The 15,300-nt window shown below is 67.9% G+C and carries 21 protein-coding genes; 10 read left to right on the top strand and 11 right to left on the bottom strand.

Annotated features, from left to right (window positions below; genetic code table 11):
- Positions 1-161: 161 nt before the first annotated feature.
- The 3 genes from ACVWWW_RS02515 to ACVWWW_RS02505 all read right to left on the bottom strand — a co-directional run bounded on the left by ACVWWW_RS02515 (position 162) and on the right by ACVWWW_RS02505 (position 1,655).
- Positions 162-689 carry a hypothetical protein gene (locus ACVWWW_RS02515; protein WP_155914456.1) on the bottom strand — a complete coding sequence of 176 codons (528 nt, stop codon included), beginning with the start codon at positions 687-689 and terminating at the stop codon, positions 162-164.
- A gap of 145 nt (positions 690-834) precedes the next feature.
- Positions 835-1,290 carry a LysM peptidoglycan-binding domain-containing protein gene (locus ACVWWW_RS02510; RefSeq protein WP_456998624.1) on the bottom strand — a complete coding sequence of 152 codons (456 nt, stop codon included), beginning with the start codon at positions 1,288-1,290 and terminating at the stop codon, positions 835-837.
- 161 nt (positions 1,291-1,451) lie between these two features.
- Positions 1,452-1,655: a hypothetical protein gene (locus tag ACVWWW_RS02505; RefSeq protein ID WP_027084018.1), complete on the bottom strand. Its 204-nt coding sequence runs from the start codon at positions 1,653-1,655 to the stop codon at positions 1,452-1,454.
- A gap of 197 nt (positions 1,656-1,852) precedes the next feature.
- Between ACVWWW_RS02505 and ACVWWW_RS02500 the strand changes: the two genes are divergently transcribed.
- Together ACVWWW_RS02500 and ACVWWW_RS02495 are read left to right on the top strand one after the other, a co-directional pair.
- Positions 1,853-2,824: a cation diffusion facilitator family transporter gene (locus ACVWWW_RS02500; RefSeq protein WP_027084019.1), complete on the top strand. Its 972-nt coding sequence runs from the start codon at positions 1,853-1,855 to the stop codon at positions 2,822-2,824.
- A gap of 30 nt (positions 2,825-2,854) precedes the next feature.
- A complete protein-coding gene (locus ACVWWW_RS02495; protein ID WP_027084020.1) occupies positions 2,855-3,298 on the top strand; it encodes an EamA family transporter in 444 nt (147 codons plus the stop codon).
- On the opposite strand, the gene ACVWWW_RS02490 is transcribed toward ACVWWW_RS02495, so the two are convergent.
- Together ACVWWW_RS02490 and ACVWWW_RS02485 are read right to left on the bottom strand one after the other, a co-directional pair.
- Positions 3,299-4,933: an isovaleryl-CoA dehydrogenase gene (locus tag ACVWWW_RS02490; protein ID WP_027084021.1), complete on the bottom strand. Its 1,635-nt coding sequence runs from the start codon at positions 4,931-4,933 to the stop codon at positions 3,299-3,301.
- Positions 4,934-4,989: 56 nt separating this feature from the next.
- Positions 4,990-5,148 (bottom strand): hypothetical protein, encoded by a 159-nt coding sequence (locus ACVWWW_RS02485; protein ID WP_155914457.1) that lies wholly within the window; start codon positions 5,146-5,148, stop codon positions 4,990-4,992.
- A 104-nt stretch (positions 5,149-5,252) separates the two neighbouring features.
- Here ACVWWW_RS02485 and ACVWWW_RS02480 point away from each other — a divergent pair, with 104 nt between their 5' ends.
- The 7 genes from ACVWWW_RS02480 to ACVWWW_RS02450 all read left to right on the top strand — a co-directional run bounded on the left by ACVWWW_RS02480 (position 5,253) and on the right by ACVWWW_RS02450 (position 10,103).
- Complete coding sequence (locus tag ACVWWW_RS02480) at positions 5,253-5,483, top strand: hypothetical protein (RefSeq protein ID WP_027084022.1); 231 nt, start codon at positions 5,253-5,255, stop codon at positions 5,481-5,483.
- On the top strand, positions 5,480-5,944 hold the full coding sequence (locus ACVWWW_RS02475) for a DUF2243 domain-containing protein (protein ID WP_027084023.1): 465 nt from the start codon (positions 5,480-5,482) through the stop codon (positions 5,942-5,944). The genes ACVWWW_RS02480 and ACVWWW_RS02475 overlap by 4 nt, the downstream gene beginning before the upstream one ends.
- 69 nt (positions 5,945-6,013) lie before the next feature.
- On the top strand, positions 6,014-7,519 hold the full coding sequence (locus tag ACVWWW_RS02470) for an MFS transporter (RefSeq protein ID WP_081672317.1): 1,506 nt from the start codon (positions 6,014-6,016) through the stop codon (positions 7,517-7,519).
- Between the two features lie 111 nt (positions 7,520-7,630).
- Positions 7,631-7,855, top strand: a complete 225-nt coding sequence (locus ACVWWW_RS02465; protein WP_027084024.1) for a hypothetical protein — start codon at positions 7,631-7,633, stop codon at positions 7,853-7,855.
- 62 nt (positions 7,856-7,917) lie between these two features.
- On the top strand, positions 7,918-8,304 hold the full coding sequence (locus tag ACVWWW_RS02460) for a DUF488 family protein, N3 subclade (RefSeq protein WP_027084025.1): 387 nt from the start codon (positions 7,918-7,920) through the stop codon (positions 8,302-8,304).
- Positions 8,305-8,373: 69 nt separating this feature from the next.
- Positions 8,374-9,624, top strand: coding sequence for a threonine synthase (locus ACVWWW_RS02455; protein ID WP_027084026.1), 1,251 nt, complete (start codon positions 8,374-8,376; stop codon positions 9,622-9,624).
- Between the two features lie 17 nt (positions 9,625-9,641).
- Positions 9,642-10,103, top strand: a complete 462-nt coding sequence (locus tag ACVWWW_RS02450; RefSeq protein WP_155914458.1) for a hypothetical protein — start codon at positions 9,642-9,644, stop codon at positions 10,101-10,103.
- A gap of 3 nt (positions 10,104-10,106) precedes the next feature.
- Here ACVWWW_RS02450 and ACVWWW_RS02445 read toward each other — a convergent pair whose 3' ends face one another.
- The 5 genes from ACVWWW_RS02445 to ACVWWW_RS02425 all read right to left on the bottom strand — a co-directional run bounded on the left by ACVWWW_RS02445 (position 10,107) and on the right by ACVWWW_RS02425 (position 11,745).
- Positions 10,107-10,433, bottom strand: coding sequence for a hypothetical protein (locus ACVWWW_RS02445; RefSeq protein ID WP_027084028.1), 327 nt, complete (start codon positions 10,431-10,433; stop codon positions 10,107-10,109).
- 83 nt (positions 10,434-10,516) lie between these two features.
- The gene (locus tag ACVWWW_RS02440; RefSeq protein WP_051235605.1) at positions 10,517-10,828 is read right to left on the bottom strand and encodes a glycine zipper 2TM domain-containing protein; all 312 of its coding nucleotides are present in this window, start codon (positions 10,826-10,828) and stop codon (positions 10,517-10,519) included.
- A 186-nt stretch (positions 10,829-11,014) separates the two neighbouring features.
- Positions 11,015-11,332 carry a thioredoxin family protein gene (locus ACVWWW_RS02435; RefSeq protein WP_027084029.1) on the bottom strand — a complete coding sequence of 106 codons (318 nt, stop codon included), beginning with the start codon at positions 11,330-11,332 and terminating at the stop codon, positions 11,015-11,017.
- 4 nt (positions 11,333-11,336) lie between these two features.
- Positions 11,337-11,525 carry a hypothetical protein gene (locus ACVWWW_RS02430; RefSeq protein ID WP_027084030.1) on the bottom strand — a complete coding sequence of 63 codons (189 nt, stop codon included), beginning with the start codon at positions 11,523-11,525 and terminating at the stop codon, positions 11,337-11,339.
- A gap of 10 nt (positions 11,526-11,535) precedes the next feature.
- Complete coding sequence (locus ACVWWW_RS02425) at positions 11,536-11,745, bottom strand: hypothetical protein (protein ID WP_027084031.1); 210 nt, start codon at positions 11,743-11,745, stop codon at positions 11,536-11,538.
- Between the two features lie 209 nt (positions 11,746-11,954).
- Between ACVWWW_RS02425 and ACVWWW_RS02420 the strand changes: the two genes are divergently transcribed.
- Entirely contained in the window at positions 11,955-12,422 is a 468-nt protein-coding gene (locus tag ACVWWW_RS02420; protein ID WP_027084032.1) for a hypothetical protein, read from the top strand.
- Here the strand turns inward: ACVWWW_RS02420 and ACVWWW_RS02415 are convergent.
- Positions 12,365-15,274 carry an EAL domain-containing protein gene (locus ACVWWW_RS02415; RefSeq protein ID WP_051235608.1) on the bottom strand — a complete coding sequence of 970 codons (2,910 nt, stop codon included), beginning with the start codon at positions 15,272-15,274 and terminating at the stop codon, positions 12,365-12,367. The genes ACVWWW_RS02420 and ACVWWW_RS02415 overlap by 58 nt on opposite strands.
- Between the last annotated feature and the right edge of the window lie 26 nt (positions 15,275-15,300).

The raw sequence follows: 15,300 nt of genomic DNA, 5'->3' as shown, positions 1-15,300 counted from the left end.
CCGTGCGGTCGCCGGGCGCGGCGACTCGAATCGGCTATCGGCCGCGTCGCCGGGTTCTTGATGCGACGACCCGCAGCGGCTGTCGCGTTCAGCAACGCTGGCGGTGTCCCGCAAAGAAAAGGCCGGCACGAGGCCGGCCTTTTCGACTGCGGTGCGGCCGCTTACGGCTGCGGTTCGACGCCCAGATACGCACCGGCCATCCGCATCGAAGCCCATGTGCTCTTGGGATCACGTGCGATCGCCTGGCGGAAGTAGTTCTCGCCGGCGGCGCGGTCACCGTTGAGCATGTAGAACGCGCCGATCTCCGACAGCTCCTTCTCGTCGTAGTCGCCCATCGCGAGGAACTGGTCGAACAGCGGCTTGGCCTTCGCCCAGTCGTGCGCTTCGGCGTAGACGCGCGCGACACGGTAGACGTCGCCGGCATCGTGCTTGCCGGCCAGCACCTGGTCGAAGATCGCCTGCGCGTCGGCCTTCTGGCCGCCGAGGTAGAGCACGCGGCCGACGCCGATGCGTTCCCAGCTGCCGCCTTCGGTCTGCGACATCGCCGCATCGAGCAGCGCCTTCGCGGCCGCCTTCTGATCCTTGCCTTCGTACATCGCCGTTTCGGTCTTGGCGACGGCGCCCTTCGCCTGTGCCGCGCCGGCGACGAGCAGCAGTGCGGCCGCGACGGCCACGAATCCGTTCTTCATCGAGTTCATCCCCTGGTGAGGCCGCATCGCGGCCGTTGCACCGGCTCCCCGGCCGGCGCGGGGATGCTAACAGCCGCTTGCGCGCGACGCCCGGATGCGAAGAAGCCGGGCACTGCCCGGCTTCGTCGTGATGCGCATCGGTCGATCAATGCACGGAAGGCGCGTCCGGCAGCATCAACACCTGGCCGGGATAGATTCGATCCGGATCGCTCACGTGTTCGCGGTTCGCGTTGTAGATCAGTTGCCAGCGGTTGGCGTCGCCATAGATGTGCTTGGCGATCTTCGACAGCGAATCGCCCTGCTGCACGGTGTAGGTGCGCTGCGTGGCGGTCGGTGTCGGCGACACGGTGGCTGACGGCGTCGGATGCGGTGTCGGCGGCGCCATCGTCTGCGTGTTCGCCCGCGGTTGCGTTGCGGCGTGCTGCTGCACGGTCGGTGCCGGTGCGGCCGCGACGCGTGGCGTCACCTGCTGCGTGTTCTGTGTCGGATGCGGCGTGGCGCCAGGCTGCGATGCCGCCGCGTGTTCGTCGTCGTGATGGAAGATGCGCGAGAACGCGCGCGAAATCGGATTGGACGACTTGTCGTTGCCGGTCGTACTCATGATGTCTCCTCGTGCCGGGACAGGCGACCGTTGCATCGCGCGTGTTACGTGCGCATCGCGACGGTGTCGTCCGAATGCAAACACATTCATGCGGTCGCGCATCGCCTGCATGACGCCGAGCGCGCGACCGTGCGCACGCCCGACGTCCGTGTCGGTACCGCTCAGTGCATGTTGCGGCTGAAGCCGGCGCCCTTGCCGTGCATGGCGGTCGGCTGGCCTTCGGCCTTCGCACCTTCGGACTGGTCGGCCTGGTTGTCCTTGTGCGCAAGCTGCGCTTCGCGCTGGGCCTGCGTGTCGATCTGGCCCTTGTTGGTGGCGCGGATCATGTGCGGGTTCTCGGACGCGGGTTTCTTCGGCGCGCTCATCGTTCTCTCCTGTTGGCGGGGATCGCACATGCGATCGGAAACACAGCCTGTGCGTCGTCGTGTGAGCGTGCCGACGACAAACGGCTGTGAACCCGTCTGCGCGCTGACCGCGGGGAAAACGGCTTTCAGTGAGCAGCACGACGACCGGTTCACGGCCCGGCACCCAGCATCGGCCGCCCGACCTCCGCGATGCTTCGATGGCGTCTTCCGGCCACAAGGTCGTCATCGCCGCGTTGCTCGGCAACGTCGCGGTGGCGGTCACCAAGTTCGTCGCCGCGGCCATCACCGGCAGTTCGGCGATGCTCAGCGAGGGCGTGCATTCGCTGGTCGACTGCGCGAACGAAGTGCTGATGCTGCACGGCATGCGACGCGCGAATCGCGCACCGGACGAAGCGCATCCGTTCGGCCATGGGCGTGAGCTCTACTTCTGGGCATTCATCGTTGCGCTGCTCGTGTTCGCGCTCGGCGCCGGCGTGTCGGTGTACGAGGGCGTGCGCCACCTGCGCGATCCCGAGCCGATGGTGCGGCCGCTGGTGAATTACCTGGTGCTCGGTGCGTCGATCCTTTTCGAAGGTTATTCGTGGATGGTCGCCATCCGGCAGTTCCGCCGCGACAAGGGCGCGCTCGGCTGGTTCCAGGCCTTCCGGCAGAGCAAGGACCCGACCTTCTTCACCGTGCTGTTCGAGGACACCGCTGCGCTTGCCGGCTTGGCCGTCGCACTTGCCGGCATCGCACTCGCCCAGCTCACCGGCGATCCGCGCTTCGATGGCGGCGCATCCATCGTGATCGGCCTGATCCTCGCCGTGACCGCCGGCCTGCTCGCACGCGAGACCAAGGCACTGCTGCTCGGCGAGAGCGCGGGACGCGCCGTGCGCGAGGACATCCTTCGCATCGCGAAGCACGACCCGGACGTGCGCTGCGCGAACGGCGTCATCACCCAGCAGTTCGGGCCGGACACGGTGATCGCTGCGCTGAGCGCCGACTTCCACGACCACCTCGACACGCCGCGTATCGAGCAGTGCATCCGGCGCATCGAATCGGGCGTGCAGGCCGCGCACCCGGAAGTCGTTGCGCTGTTCGTCAAACCGCAGACGGCCGAGGTCTGGCGCGAGCGCATGACGCGCGTGCGCGACGGCGCCGACACGCCGCCGCCCGCTGCGGCCGGCTAGTCTGCGAACGCCTTCTTTGGGATGACGAACATGCCGACCACTTCCGGATGGCTGCTCTGGGCCCTGCTTTCCGCCACGTTCGCGGCGATGACCGCGATCTGCGCCAAGATCGGCCTGCAGGGCGTGGACTCGGACTTCGCGACGCTGCTGCGCACGTTCGTGATCGTCGCGGTGCTGGCCGCCTTCGTCGCGTTCACTGGCAAATGGAGCGACCCGCGCGCCCTGCCGCCGCGCACGCTGCTGTTCCTCACGCTGTCGGCGCTGGCCACCGGCGCGTCGTGGGTCTGCTATTTCCGCGCGCTGCAACTCGGCCACGCCTCGCAGGTGGCGCCGGTCGACAAGCTCAGCGTCGTGCTGGTCGCGCTGTTCGCGACGGCGGTGCTCGGCGAGCGGCCGTCGCTGCGCGAGTGGATCGCGATCGCGATGATCGCCGGCGGCGCGGTGCTGATGGCCTGGGCGCCGCGAACGAACTGATCAGGCGGGCAGCACGCGATCGATCGCGATGCCGAGGTCGATACGCGTGTCGTCGATCGTGCCGAACGCGAGCCGATGCGGTTCGGCGAGGCGCGTCGCGACGAATGCCTGGGCAACCGGCGAGCTCGCGCGCAGCAATACGCTGGCTTGCAATGCGAGCGCGAGCGATTCGACGATGCGGCGCGCCTGCGATTCGGCGGGCGGTTCGTTGCGCAGCGTCTGCAGCAGCGCCTCGACCGCAGCGTCGTAGCCATCGTCGTGACCGCGCGCGGCGTCGAGTTCCGCGAACAGTGCATCGCGCGCCGCCGGCTCGCGTGACAACGCACGCAGCACGTCGAGGCACTGGATGTTGCCGCTGCCTTCCCAGATCGAATTGAGCGGCGCCTGCCGGTACAGCCGCGGAAGGATCGACTCCTCGATGTAGCCCGCGCCGCCCAGGCATTCCTGCGCTTCGTTCACCGCGACCGGCGCGCGCTTGCACAGCCAGAACTTGCCGACGGCGGTAGCGATGCGTGCGAACGCCGCCTCCCCTGTGTCGTTCGCCGCATTGTCGACCGCACGCGCGACACGCATCGACAACGCGATCGCTGCCTCCACTTCCAATGCGAGGTCCGCGAGCACGTTGCGCATCAGCGGTTGTTCGACCAGCTGCGCGCCGAACGCGACGCGATGCCGCGCGTGATGCATCGCCTGCGCCAGCGCCATGCGCATTTCCGCCGCGGCGCCGAGCATGCAGTCCAGCCGCGTGAGCATCACCATCTCGAGGATGGTCGCCACGCCGCGGCCTTCCGCACCGACGCGCCATGCCAGCGCGCCGGTGAACTCCACTTCCGACGACGCGTTGCTCCAGTCGCCCAGCTTGTCCTTCAGGCGCATCAGCCGGAACGCGTTCTTGTCGCCGTCGTCGAGCCGGCGCGGCATCAGGAAGCAGCTCAGCCCGCCCGGCGCCTGCGCGAGCACGAGGAATCCGTCGGACATCGGCGCGGAGAAGAACCACTTGTGACCGACCAATGCATAGCGGCCGTCGGCCTGCGGCGTCGCGACCGTCGCGTTCGTGCGCACGTCGCTGCCGCCCTGCTTCTCGGTCATGCCCATGCCGAGGGTGACGCCGCGCTTGTCGGCGATCGGCACTTCGCGCGGGTCGTAATGCGGCGCGGCGGCCTTGTCCGCCCATTCGCGCAATGCGGGCTCGCGACGCAGCACCGGCACCGCCGCGTGGGTCATCGTCAGCGGACAGCTGGTGCCGGCGTCGGCCTGATGGTGGAGGTAGCTCAGCGCCGCGCGTGCGACCTGTGCGCCCGGACGACCGTTATGCCAGGACAGCCCGGCGACGCCGTGACCGATCGCGGCGTCCATCAGCCCGTGATACGCGGGATGGAAGTCGACGCGATCGATGCGTCGGCCGCGCGCGTCGTGCGTGCGCAGGCGCGGGCGATCGCGGTTGGCGTCGAAGCCGAGCGTGTAGAGCGTGTCGCCGGCGAGCGCGCCGTAAGCCGCGATGTCGGCATCGAACGCGGACGCGCCTTCGCGATGCAGGGCCTCGCGCAGGGCGATGTCGTCCGCATGCAGGTCGCGCGGTGCGAACTCGGGAGGCTGGTTGGCGACTTCGTGCGTTTCGAAGGCGGGCGTCGACATCGCAGGCACCGGCGGGAGGATCGGCCGATGCTAGTCCGTCCGCAGGCCCTCGTGCGCTAGCGGATGACGCAGGCCGCGGTCAGTAGCGTCGTCGCCATCAACACCGCGAGGCGCTGGAAGCGCGTGCGCATGCGCCGCAACTGGCGAGCGGTGAGGTGCAGCGAGGGGCTGCCGTCGGGGCGTTGGGCGGCGATATAGCGCGGTCTCATCGACATAGGAAAACCCGACCGGCCGTCGCGTGCGGATGAAGACGTGCCGCTGTCACGCAGCGTCCGCGGTCGCGCCCCTAGCGTTCCGTGCAGTTTCGACGAGCGTTCGCATGCGTCCGCACCCCGCCACCCTCGCGTGTTTGCTGATGTTTTCGGGCTTCGTATTTCCGGCCGACGCCTGCACGCTGTGCCACAGCCCGACCGCGCGCCTGGTGCGCGACCACGTGCTGCATCACGGCCTTGCTGCGCATGCCGCGGCGGTCGCGCTTCCCTTGCCGTTGCTCGCAGCAGTCATCGCGCTTGCCGCACGTGATCGGCGACGTCAGGAGCCGTCGCAATGACGCAGCGTTCCCCCGCTCCCGTGCGCGCCGCGGGTCTTGCGATCGGCATGGGCATGGGCGGCTTCGTCGATGGCATCGTCTTCCACCAGATCCTGCAGCTGCACAACATGCTGTCGGCGCGCATCCCGAACGACGTGCTCGTTGGCGCCAAGATCAACATGGTCTGGGACGGGTTCTTCCACGCCGGTGTGTGGTTGCTCACCGCGGCGGGCATCGCGTTGTTGTGGCGAGCCTGTCGGCGGCGCGATGCGCTGCTGTCCACGCGCCTGTTCGTCGGCGCATTGCTCGCGGGCTGGGGTGTGTTCAACCTGGTCGAAGGCGTGATCGATCACCTGCTGCTACAGATCCACCACGTGGTCCAAGTGCTGGGCCTGTCGATCTGGGACTACGTGTTCCTCGCTTGGGGCGCGGCGATGCTGCTGGTCGGCATCGCGTTGATGCGTCGCGCGCAGACGACGTGACGCAAGCGGCCGATCACACCATCACGCCCCGCCTGTTCCGCTAGCGGCACCGCGACCGCCGACGCGACGATGCCCGGACTGTCCCCGTCCACCGAGATGCCCCGAAGCCAGCTGCGCGAAGGCGGCCGGCGGCTGATGTTCGACGCGGCGTTCGCGACCATCGTCGGCACGCTCAACAGCGGCGTGGTGCTGGTTGCCTATGCGCTGATGCTGGGCGCGTCGTCGACGGTGATCGGCGTGCTCGCCGCGATTCCGTTCCTCACCCAGCTGCTGCAGGCGCCGGCGGTCGCGCTGCTGGAGCGCGTGCGCTCACGGCGTCGCGTCGCGATCACCGGGCTGTTCGTCGCGCGGCTGGCACTGCCGCTGATGGCGATGCTCGGCTTCCTGCCGAATCGCAATGTCGCGCTGGTGCTGCTCGTACTCGGCGAGACAGTGCACTGTGCGTTCAATGCAGTCGCCGGTTGCGCATGGAATTCGTGGATTCGCGATCTCATTCCCGACTCCAAGCTCGGCGTGTTCTTCGCGCGCCGCACGATCTGGGCGACCGCGCTCGGCATCGCGGGTACCGCTGCTGCAGCGGGTGCGTTGCAGTTCGGCGACCCCAGCGGCCGCGGCGGTGGTAGCCCGCTCGCGTTTGCCGCGCTGTACGGCATCGGCTTCCTGTCGAGCCTGGTGAGCACGTGGCATCTGTCGCGTGTGCCCGAACCGCCGATGCCGGCACCGGTGCCCGGTCGGGGCCTCGCTCGCATGTTGATGGAGCCGCTGCATGACGCCGGCTTTCGTCGGCTGATTCGCTTCTTCGCGTCGTGGCAGTTCGCGGTCAACCTCGCCGCGCCTTTTTTTAGCGTCTACATGATCCGCCAGCTCGGGCTGTCGGCCGGCTTTGTGCTGCTCATGAGCATCGTCAGCCAGGTCGCGAACATCATCGTGCTGCGCGCATGGGGCCGGTTGTCGGATCGCTTCGCGAACAAGACCGTGCTCGGCGTCGCCGCCCCTGCGTTCATCGCCTGCATCGGCGCGATGGCGCTGGCCGGGCAGATCGCTCCGCCGGGCTGGACCATCGCCTACCTCACCACGCTGCACGTGCTGATGGGCATGACGTCCGCGGGCGTCGCGCTCGCATCCAGCGCCATCGGGCTCAAGCTCGCGCCGCGCGGGCGTGCAACGGCGTACATCGCGACGAATGCGCTGGTCACCGCGCTCGCCGCCGGCATCGCACCGCTGCTCGGCGGCCTGTTCGCGAGCTTCTTCGAAAAGCGCCAGCTGCGCTTCTCCGTCAATTGGCGTTCGCCCGATGGCGCACTCGACCTTGTAACGCTGTCGATCGGCTGGTGGCAGTTCTTCTTCCTGATTTCCGCGATCGTCGGACTGTATTCGTTGCACCGTCTTTCGCTGGTGCGCGAGGAAGGCGAAGTGCCGCGACGCGAGATGTTGCAGCACGTCCTCAATGTCGCGCGACGCGGCGTACGCAACGCATCCACCGTCGCCGGCTTGCGCGCGGCCGTCGCGTTCCCGGGCGGTCGCGTGCTGCAGGAGCGCAGCCGGCAACGCGATTCGCCGCGTCGAGCGGCCTGACTAGCGTCGCTTGCATGACTGATGACCTAGTCGCCCGATTCATTGCAACTTTTCGCGCTTCTCGCGCATCGGAATAAGGGTGCCGACCCGGCACGCATCCGTTCCATCGCCATGTCCGCCTTCATGCTGCTCGGCACCGTGCTGACGATCGCGCTGGTGCTTGCTCTTTCGCTGCTCACCGGCGATGCGCTGCATCGCGAACACCTCGACGACGACGCGCGCATGCGTCGACGTGCACGCGTGTTCCGCATGCCCACCGTCATCACCCGCAACTACGTCGGCATCGACCGCCGCCGTGCCCCGCGTCCCACGCGCGAACTGCGTCGCGCCGCCTGACGCCCGCTTGCGCCTCCGGGACGCGACGCGCGAGCATCGTGCATCACGTTCCGGAGCGCGCCATGGCTGTCCACATCGTCCGCCTCGGTACACCGCGACTGCCGAACGAAGGCACGCGCTTGGGCACCGTGCGTCGCCCGCCGCGCGGCGTTCGCAAGGAAGACTTCGCATCGCGCGATTTCTATGACGTCTGGCTCCCGACGCTCGCACCGCAGCCCGAGACCGTCGCGCTCGCACTCTCGGCGACCACGCGGGCCGAATTGACGCGGTTCGCACGCCGCTACCGCAGCGAGATGTCGAAGGGTGAAGCACGCCATGTGCTCGACACGCTCGCGGCGCTGTCGCACACCACGGACTTCTCGGTGGGCTGCTATTGCGCGGACGAGTCGCGCTGCCATCGTTCGTTGTTGCGCGAACTGCTAGCCGAACGCGGCGCTGTCATCGCCTGAGCGCCCGCTGCGGTTGAAATCCGCGCGCCGTCCTGCGATACGGACGCATCGGTCCCTGAGCGTCCATCCATGAGCTACGTGCGTTGCGTCCGCGGCATCGCGTCCGGCGTGGAGTATTCCGCCGACGTGCCGATGAACCTCGATCCGGTGGATGGTCGGCCGGTCGAAATGGTGCTGGATCTCGAACGCCTCGCCGCCGAACAACCGGATGCGGCGTGGTATCGGCCGCAGCGTCGCGACATGTGGCGCTTCGGTGCGCTGATGGCGCTAGATGCGAATGATCCCGCCGACGCCGCGCATCTCGTACCGCTCGGCGAAGGCGCGACGCCATTGCTCGATTACGCATCGCATCCCGTTGCAGCCGCCGCGGGCGTGCAGCTGCAGCTCAAGGACGAAGGCAAGGCGCACGCGGGCTACGGCGCGAACCCGACGCAGAGCTTCAAGGACCGCGGCATGGCGATGGTCGCGGCGCAGGCGCGTCGTCTAGGCCTCACGAAACTCGCAGTGCCGACGCAGGGCAATGCCGGCGACTCGCTGGTGCGTTATGCGCTCGCCGGCGGGCTGACGGTGGTGGTCGCGATGCCCGACGACACGCCGATGCCGATTCTCGGCAGCGTCGCCGCGGCCGCGCGTCGCTGGCCTGATCGCGTCACGCTCGAGCTGGTCGGCCCGACCATCCGCGAAGCCGGTGCGTTCCTCAAAGAGCACTACATCCCGCAGGGCTACTTCTCAGTCGCGACGTTCCAGGAACCGGGTTGGCGCATCGAAGGGAAGAAATCGTTGGGGCTCGAACTCGCGGAACCGGCGCCGGGTGACACGCACTGGTCGTTGCCCGACGCGGTGATCTATCCCACCGGCGGCGGCACCGGCGTGCTCGGCATGTGGAAGGCCTGGGACGAACTCGAGGCGCTCGGGCTCATCGATTCGAGACGCCCGCGCATGCTGTGCGTGCAGAGCTCGGTGACCGCGCCACTCGTGCGTGCGTTCGACGCGGGTGCGGACGACACGACCGTCGTCGATGCGGGCCAGACGCTCGCGACCGGCCTCAATGTGCCCGGCGGCGTCGGCCATTTCCGCGTGCTGCAGATCATCCGCGCGAGCGATGGTGCTGCGATCGCCGTCGACGAAGCGGACATCGCGAACGAGCTGTCGGCCACGTGGCGACGCACGCACGACTGGATCAGCCCCGAAGGTGCTGCGTGTCTCGCGGCGTTGCCGCAGCTGCTCGATCGCGACCTGGTGCGCCGCGGCGAACGCGTGGTCGCAGTGAATACCGGATCGAGCGAGAAGTACCTGCCCGCGTTGCGACACCTGCTTTGACGCGCAAGGCGCTCGCGATGGCACCAATGACCTACCGCAATGGGACCGCCGCGTTCATGTGGGTCATGACCGTCGTATGGAACGCGATGCTGCTGGTGATGACGTGGGTGCTGCTGCGCGACGGATCGCCGTCGCTGCGGTCACCACTCGTGATCGCCGCGATCTTCACCGCGTTCTGGATCGCGGGCATGGCGCTTGCGATCGTTGCGTCGCGGCAGGCCTGCACGCGCGTGCAGTTGTTCGACGACGGCAGACTGTCGGTGCGCCAGCGATTTCCGTTCCGCGCGGTCGAACATCGTTTCGCGGCGCGCGATCGGCCGCGAGCGGAAGTGGTCGAAGGTAAGAACAGCGACGGCGATCCCTACTTCACCTGCGAGCTGCACGTCGGCGAACTGTTTCCGGCACCGGTGCGCGTGGTCGAAGGCCGACGCGACCGCTGCGAGACGGCCTGCAGGCGCATCAACGACGCGTCGCGCTGAGCCTCAACCGGGCCCGCCCTCGCGCAGTTCCTTGGCGTTCCACAGGTCGAAGCGTCGCTGGCCACGTGCAGTGTCGACGATGAACTCGATGATCCCGTCCGGGATATGCACGAACACACCGGCCACGCGCAGCGTCGCGGCCTTGATTGCCTTGAAGAAGGCACGGTCCGCGCGCGGATCGATATGGGAGACGGCGAGCACGCGGATCGCGTGCACATGCTCGGCGACGGACGCTTCGAACGCAGCCTCGTCGAGGCGGCGCGCATCGAGGCGTGCGATCGCATCGGCATGGTCGACGATGGCGTCGGCGATCTCGGAATAGGCGCTCATCGGCAGCAGGTCGTGCGTGGGCCGGGCAGTTTACGCACGCGCGGCGACGGCATCACGCCGTCGCCGCGGACACAACGTATCGGTCAATCGCAGACGCGCACGACTTCCTTGTAGGTGCGGTCCTGGCGATGGCGCTGGATCTTGTGACCCGCCACGCCGCCGGCAACCGCGCCACCGACCGTCGCGAGATCCTTGCCGGTGCCGCCACCGATCTGATGGCCGACCAGGCCACCAAGCGCGGCGCCGAGCACGGTGCCGGTCACGCGATGCGGATCCTGCACGGGCTTCTTGTGATAGACGACGCGATCGTGGCAGCGCGGCTGGGCCTGCACGGCGGGCGCGGCAACGGCGGCGGAAAGAAGGGCGGTGACGGCGAGGGAACGGATGAGGTTCATGGCGAACTCGTTCGGGGAAAGACGACCCGAATCTAGGCAACGCCACCCCGCTGGAAACTGACTCGGGGTATCCCGAGTCAGGCGGCGGTAATGGACGCGACGACCGCGCATGTGCTGCGTGTTCGAAGTGTCGATGCCACGCGGCGCACGGTGGTCGGGCCGTCGATGATGTTTCGCCGGATCCGGTCACTCGTCGAACAGCGCTTCGACATCGCGCGATGATCGCGGCCGTACGGCGCGCGCGTACTCCACGCCGTCGCGCATCAGCACGAACGTCGGCCAAAGCTTCACCCGGAAGGATCGGCCCAGTGGACGACCGCGGCCGTCCTCGATGCGCAGGTGGGCGACGTCGTCGTGGGTTGACAGCACATGCTCCACCAGCGGTTCGGCGGCGAGGCAGTGCGGGCACCACGGCGCGCCGAATTCCAGAAGCACGTCGCCGCGCATGGCGTCTACCGCATCACGCGTGGGTTCCTGCGCCACGTAGGCGCGGCTCATCGCCATGCGGTCAGTGGTGGCCGCGGCCGAAGCCGGGATCGCGCGAGCGGGTGCGGTCGATCGCCGAAGCGTCGTCCTCAGCCTGCGTCTCGGGCTGGTTCGCGGGCGAAACCTTCTGGCCGTGGCGATCGAGATCGCGCGCCTCGTCCTTGCGGCCGGATTCCTGGGTGGCGCGGCGTTCTGCCGGGTCGGTTCGCATGCTCGTCTCCTCAGCTCGGGTTGCTGTCGCTGCCGTCGCGGCGGTCGTCGCGGCCGGCATCGCGCGTCGGCGATTCGTGGGGCTGCACGGACTTGCGCTGGGTCGGGCCGTCCTTGCCGGCGCGCAGCGCATGCGTGCGACCGCCCAGATCGTCCGGACCCGGCGGCGGATTGGCGCGACCGGCGTCGCGCAGGTGCTTCTCGTGGGTGTTTTTGCTCATGGCGACCTCCTCGTGTGTCCACGATCCTGTCGCCCCGCGCGTTAGCCAGGGGCCATGGGGCGGTGAGCCCCGCATAACGCCGCCGGTCGGAAATCCGCGCGCCATGCACGCGCTGCCCACGGCCGGACGGTAGGTTAGCAACGCTAATGAGACGTCCGTCACATTCCAGTGCTCGACCCATTCGACTGGCCTTCGCGCTGGCGGCGTTCGTGTGCGCCTTCGCGGCGTTTGCGAGCCCGCCTGCCTCGCAGACGGTCGGGCATTGGCAGGCGCGCGGCGATGGCGTCGGCGCGCAGGCCGCCTGGCGGATCCCGCCCGGGGATTCGGGCATCACCCTGCAATGCGACCACGGCGATCCGCGCGTGCTGCTGCGCATCGATGGCTCGGTGCTGCCGTCCGACCTGCAACAGGTCAGCCTGATCGCCGACGGCATCGGCATGGAATATCCGCTGGAGCGCTCGGCTGCCGGCGGCTATCGGTCGAAGATCGCGCTCGACGCGCCCATCCTCGACCGCATGCTGGTCGCGAAGTCGTTCACGCTATTCGGCGGCGGCCGCGCGGTGCGCACCGGCGTTCCGGGCGATGCGCTGGCCCGCGTGGTGCGGGCCTGTCGCGAACTTCACTGGCCGCGCGACGCCAGGATGGATCCCAGCGACGCCGGCTTCGCGAAGAAGTAGCCCTGGCCGAGTTCGCAGCCGAGCACCATCAGCGCCTGTCGCTGCGCTTCGGTCTCGATGCCCTCGGCCACCACTTCAAGGCGCTGTGCGCGCGACAACGCGAGGATCGCGCGGACGACGGCGGTGCTGCCGCCTTCTTCCTCGATCTGCAGGTCGCTGATGAACGAGCGATCGATCTTCACCGTGTGCAGCTTGAAGCGGTGCAGGTAGCTCAGCGACGAATAGCCGGTGCCGAAGTCGTCGAGCGCGATCAGCACGCCCTTCTCGCGAAGGCGATTGAAGACGAGGCCAATCTGCTCGGGATTCTCGAGCAGCGCGCCCTCGGTGACTTCGATGCGCACCTGCGACGGCGACACCCCCTTGTCGTCGACGAGCTGCAGGAAGCGCTGGTCGAGTTCCTGCGAACGGAAGTGGCGCGGTGAGAAGTTGAGGTTGACGTACTGACCGGGCTTGAGCAGCTGCGGGATGCGATCCAGCGTGCGCTCGAACATCTGCCAGTCGATCGCTTCCATGCTGCCGCTCGCATCGGCGACGTGCAGGAAGGCCGCCGGGGCGAGCACGCCACGATCCGGATGGTTCCAGCGGATCAGCGCTTCGTAACCGACCACTGCGCCATCGACGAGGCGCACGATCGGCTGGAAATACGGCTCGAATTCCTGACGCGTGATCGCGCGACGCAGGTCGCTTTCGACTTCGAGCAGCTGCAGCGCCTGTTCGTGCAGCTGTTCGTCGAAGACCTCGATGCGATGACGGCCGCCGGCCTTCGCGCGATACATCGCGATGTCGGCGTCGCGCAGAAGATCTTCCGGCGACGTGTAGTGCGGGCTGCTCAGCGTGATGCCCACGCTCACGCCGGAAAACAACTCCTTGCCTTCGACCCGCACCGGCTCCTTCAGCGCATCGATCACGCGCTGGCCCATGCGCATCGCCGTTTCCGGCGAATCGACTTCCATCAGGATCGCGAACTCGTCACCGCCCAGGCGCGCGACCATGTCGCGGCCGCCGCGCACGCACTTGCTGAAGCGGCGCGCGACTTCCTTGAGCAACGCGTCGCCGACCAGATGGCCGACCGAATCGTTGATGACCTTGAAGCGGTCGAGGTCCATGAACAGAACAGCGAAGCGGTAGTGCGGATCACGCTCGCGGTGCGCGAGTGCGCGAACCAGCTGGTCACGCAGGTAGGCGCGGTTGGGCAGTCCCGTCAGCGAGTCGTGCAGCACTTCGTGCTTGAGGCGCTGTTCGATCTGTTCGCGTACCTCGATCTGTTCGGACAGCTCGACGGTGCGCTCGGCAACGCGGCGCTCCAGGTCGGCGTATGCGTTCTTGAGCTCGGCCGCGGCACGCTGACGCTCCAGGCCGTTCGCGATCTGGTAGCTGATGAAAGTCAGCAGTTCGCGATCGCGATCGGTGTAGCCCACGCCCGGCGTATAGCTCTGCACCGCGAGCAGGCCCATGACGCGATCGCCAAGCACCAGCGGCACGCCCAGCCACGCGACCGACTCCTTGCCGATGACATTGAGCTCGCCGCGACGCTGCAGGTCGCGGATGTGTTCGATCGTCTCCGGCTCGGTCATGTCGAGCAGCAGCGGCTTGCCGTAGCGCATCGCGTATTCGGATACCCCGCGTCCTACCGGCCGGCTCTCGGCCTTGTTGCCGTACTGGTCGACGAAATACGGGAAGTGCAGCGTGCCGCCGTCGTCGGAAATCAGCGCGATGTAGAAGTTACGCGCGTCCAGGAACTCGCCGACGATGCGGTGCACCGCCGCGTGGAACTCGTCGAGGTTGGTCGCGGTATGCGACAGCTCGGCGATGCGGTACAGCGTTTCCTGGATACGCACGCTGCGCTGGCGTTCGTGCACTTCGAGGGTGAGTTCGTGCGTGCGCTCTTCGACGCGACGCTCGAGCTCTTCCTGCTGCAGCTTGCGATCCAGCGCGGTGAGGATGTGGCTGCCGACGTACGCCAGCAGTGCCTGGTCGGCCTGCGTGTAGCGCGGACGCTCGATGTAGCTCTGCACGACGAGCACGCCGCGCACGCTGTTGCCCACCAGGATCGGCACGCCCAGCCAGTCGTAGGCGTCCATGCCGATGTCGCGCATCGGCCCTGAGATCTGCTTGCGCATCGCATCCATCGAGCCCATCAACGGATGCCTGTCGCGGATCACGTACCAGGTCAGGCCGCGCTCCAGCACGTCCATCGAGATGAACTCGTTGGGCGGGCGCGTGATCGTGTCTTCGGTGTCGACCAGGTAGATGAAGCGGATGGCGTCGCGCGTGTCGTCGTACAGCGCGATGTAGAAGTTCTCGGCGTACATGAAACGGCCGACGATCGCATGCAGCTCGCGCAGCATGTCCTCGAGGTCCATTTCCGAACTCGCCATGTCGGCGATCTGGAACAGCGCCGACTGCAGCTGCTCGGAGCGCTCGAGCGCCCGCATCGATTCGGTGAGCCGATTCTTCTCGAACACCGCGCGTGCAACCGGCGCCAGCAGTTCGCACTGCTCGCGCACCTGCGCGCGCATGTGCGGCTGGCCGTCGAGCACCACGCCGATCGCGTCGCCGCTGTCCTGCACTTCGATGCAGGCGGCAATGCGACTGCGCGTCGGGTCGACCGCCCAGTCGTCGCTGCTACGCGCCGAGCGTGCGAGTTCGAGATCGCCGTCCAGCAGGCAGGCTTCCGACGTGCCGCGCAGATCGCTGCCCGCGGTGCGCCAGACGACGGCGACGCGCTCGAAGCCTTCGTCGGCGAGATACGACTGGACGCGCTCGGCGAAATCCGCGATGTCGGACGCATCGAGCAGACCGCCGAGCGCGCGCCCGATGCGCTGCCGCTCTGCCGCCGGTGCTCGTTCCATCCTCATCGCGTTCAATGCCGTTCCCA

It is taken from the genome of Lysobacter sp. HA18 (assembly GCF_054057595.1).
The sequence above is the reverse complement of the archived record's forward strand: the minus strand, read 5'-3'. Positions and strand labels throughout refer to the sequence as shown.

Excerpts from the sequence above, each read along its gene's own strand:
- ACVWWW_RS02505 (WP_027084018.1), bottom strand. The coding sequence starts at position 1,655 with ATGAGCGCGCCGAAGAAACCCGCGTCCGAGAACCCGCACATGATCCGC.
- ACVWWW_RS02510 (WP_456998624.1), bottom strand. The coding sequence starts at position 1,290 with ATGAGTACGACCGGCAACGACAAGTCGTCCAATCCGATTTCGCGCGCG.
- ACVWWW_RS02445 (WP_027084028.1), bottom strand. The coding sequence starts at position 10,433 with ATGAGCGCCTATTCCGAGATCGCCGACGCCATCGTCGACCATGCCGAT.
- ACVWWW_RS02490 (WP_027084021.1), bottom strand. The coding sequence starts at position 4,933 with ATGTCGACGCCCGCCTTCGAAACGCACGAAGTCGCCAACCAGCCTCCC.
- ACVWWW_RS02460 (WP_027084025.1), top strand. The coding sequence starts at position 7,918 with ATGGCTGTCCACATCGTCCGCCTCGGTACACCGCGACTGCCGAACGAA.
- ACVWWW_RS02425 (WP_027084031.1), bottom strand. The coding sequence starts at position 11,745 with ATGAGCAAAAACACCCACGAGAAGCACCTGCGCGACGCCGGTCGCGCC.
- ACVWWW_RS02500 (WP_027084019.1), top strand. The coding sequence starts at position 1,853 with ATGGCGTCTTCCGGCCACAAGGTCGTCATCGCCGCGTTGCTCGGCAAC.
- ACVWWW_RS02515 (WP_155914456.1), bottom strand. The coding sequence starts at position 689 with ATGAAGAACGGATTCGTGGCCGTCGCGGCCGCACTGCTGCTCGTCGCC.
- ACVWWW_RS02485 (WP_155914457.1), bottom strand. The coding sequence starts at position 5,148 with ATGTCGATGAGACCGCGCTATATCGCCGCCCAACGCCCCGACGGCAGC.
- ACVWWW_RS02430 (WP_027084030.1), bottom strand. The coding sequence starts at position 11,525 with ATGCGAACCGACCCGGCAGAACGCCGCGCCACCCAGGAATCCGGCCGC.
- ACVWWW_RS02465 (WP_027084024.1), top strand. The coding sequence starts at position 7,631 with ATGTCCGCCTTCATGCTGCTCGGCACCGTGCTGACGATCGCGCTGGTG.
- ACVWWW_RS02495 (WP_027084020.1), top strand. The coding sequence starts at position 2,855 with ATGCCGACCACTTCCGGATGGCTGCTCTGGGCCCTGCTTTCCGCCACG.
- ACVWWW_RS02475 (WP_027084023.1), top strand. The coding sequence starts at position 5,480 with ATGACGCAGCGTTCCCCCGCTCCCGTGCGCGCCGCGGGTCTTGCGATC.
- ACVWWW_RS02435 (WP_027084029.1), bottom strand. The coding sequence starts at position 11,332 with ATGGCGATGAGCCGCGCCTACGTGGCGCAGGAACCCACGCGTGATGCG.
- ACVWWW_RS02440 (WP_051235605.1), bottom strand. The coding sequence starts at position 10,828 with ATGAACCTCATCCGTTCCCTCGCCGTCACCGCCCTTCTTTCCGCCGCC.
- ACVWWW_RS02415 (WP_051235608.1), bottom strand. The coding sequence starts at position 15,274 with ATGGAACGAGCACCGGCGGCAGAGCGGCAGCGCATCGGGCGCGCGCTC.
- ACVWWW_RS02470 (WP_081672317.1), top strand. The coding sequence starts at position 6,014 with ATGCCCGGACTGTCCCCGTCCACCGAGATGCCCCGAAGCCAGCTGCGC.
- ACVWWW_RS02480 (WP_027084022.1), top strand. The coding sequence starts at position 5,253 with ATGCGTCCGCACCCCGCCACCCTCGCGTGTTTGCTGATGTTTTCGGGC.
- ACVWWW_RS02450 (WP_155914458.1), top strand. The coding sequence starts at position 9,642 with ATGGCACCAATGACCTACCGCAATGGGACCGCCGCGTTCATGTGGGTC.
- ACVWWW_RS02455 (WP_027084026.1), top strand. The coding sequence starts at position 8,374 with ATGAGCTACGTGCGTTGCGTCCGCGGCATCGCGTCCGGCGTGGAGTAT.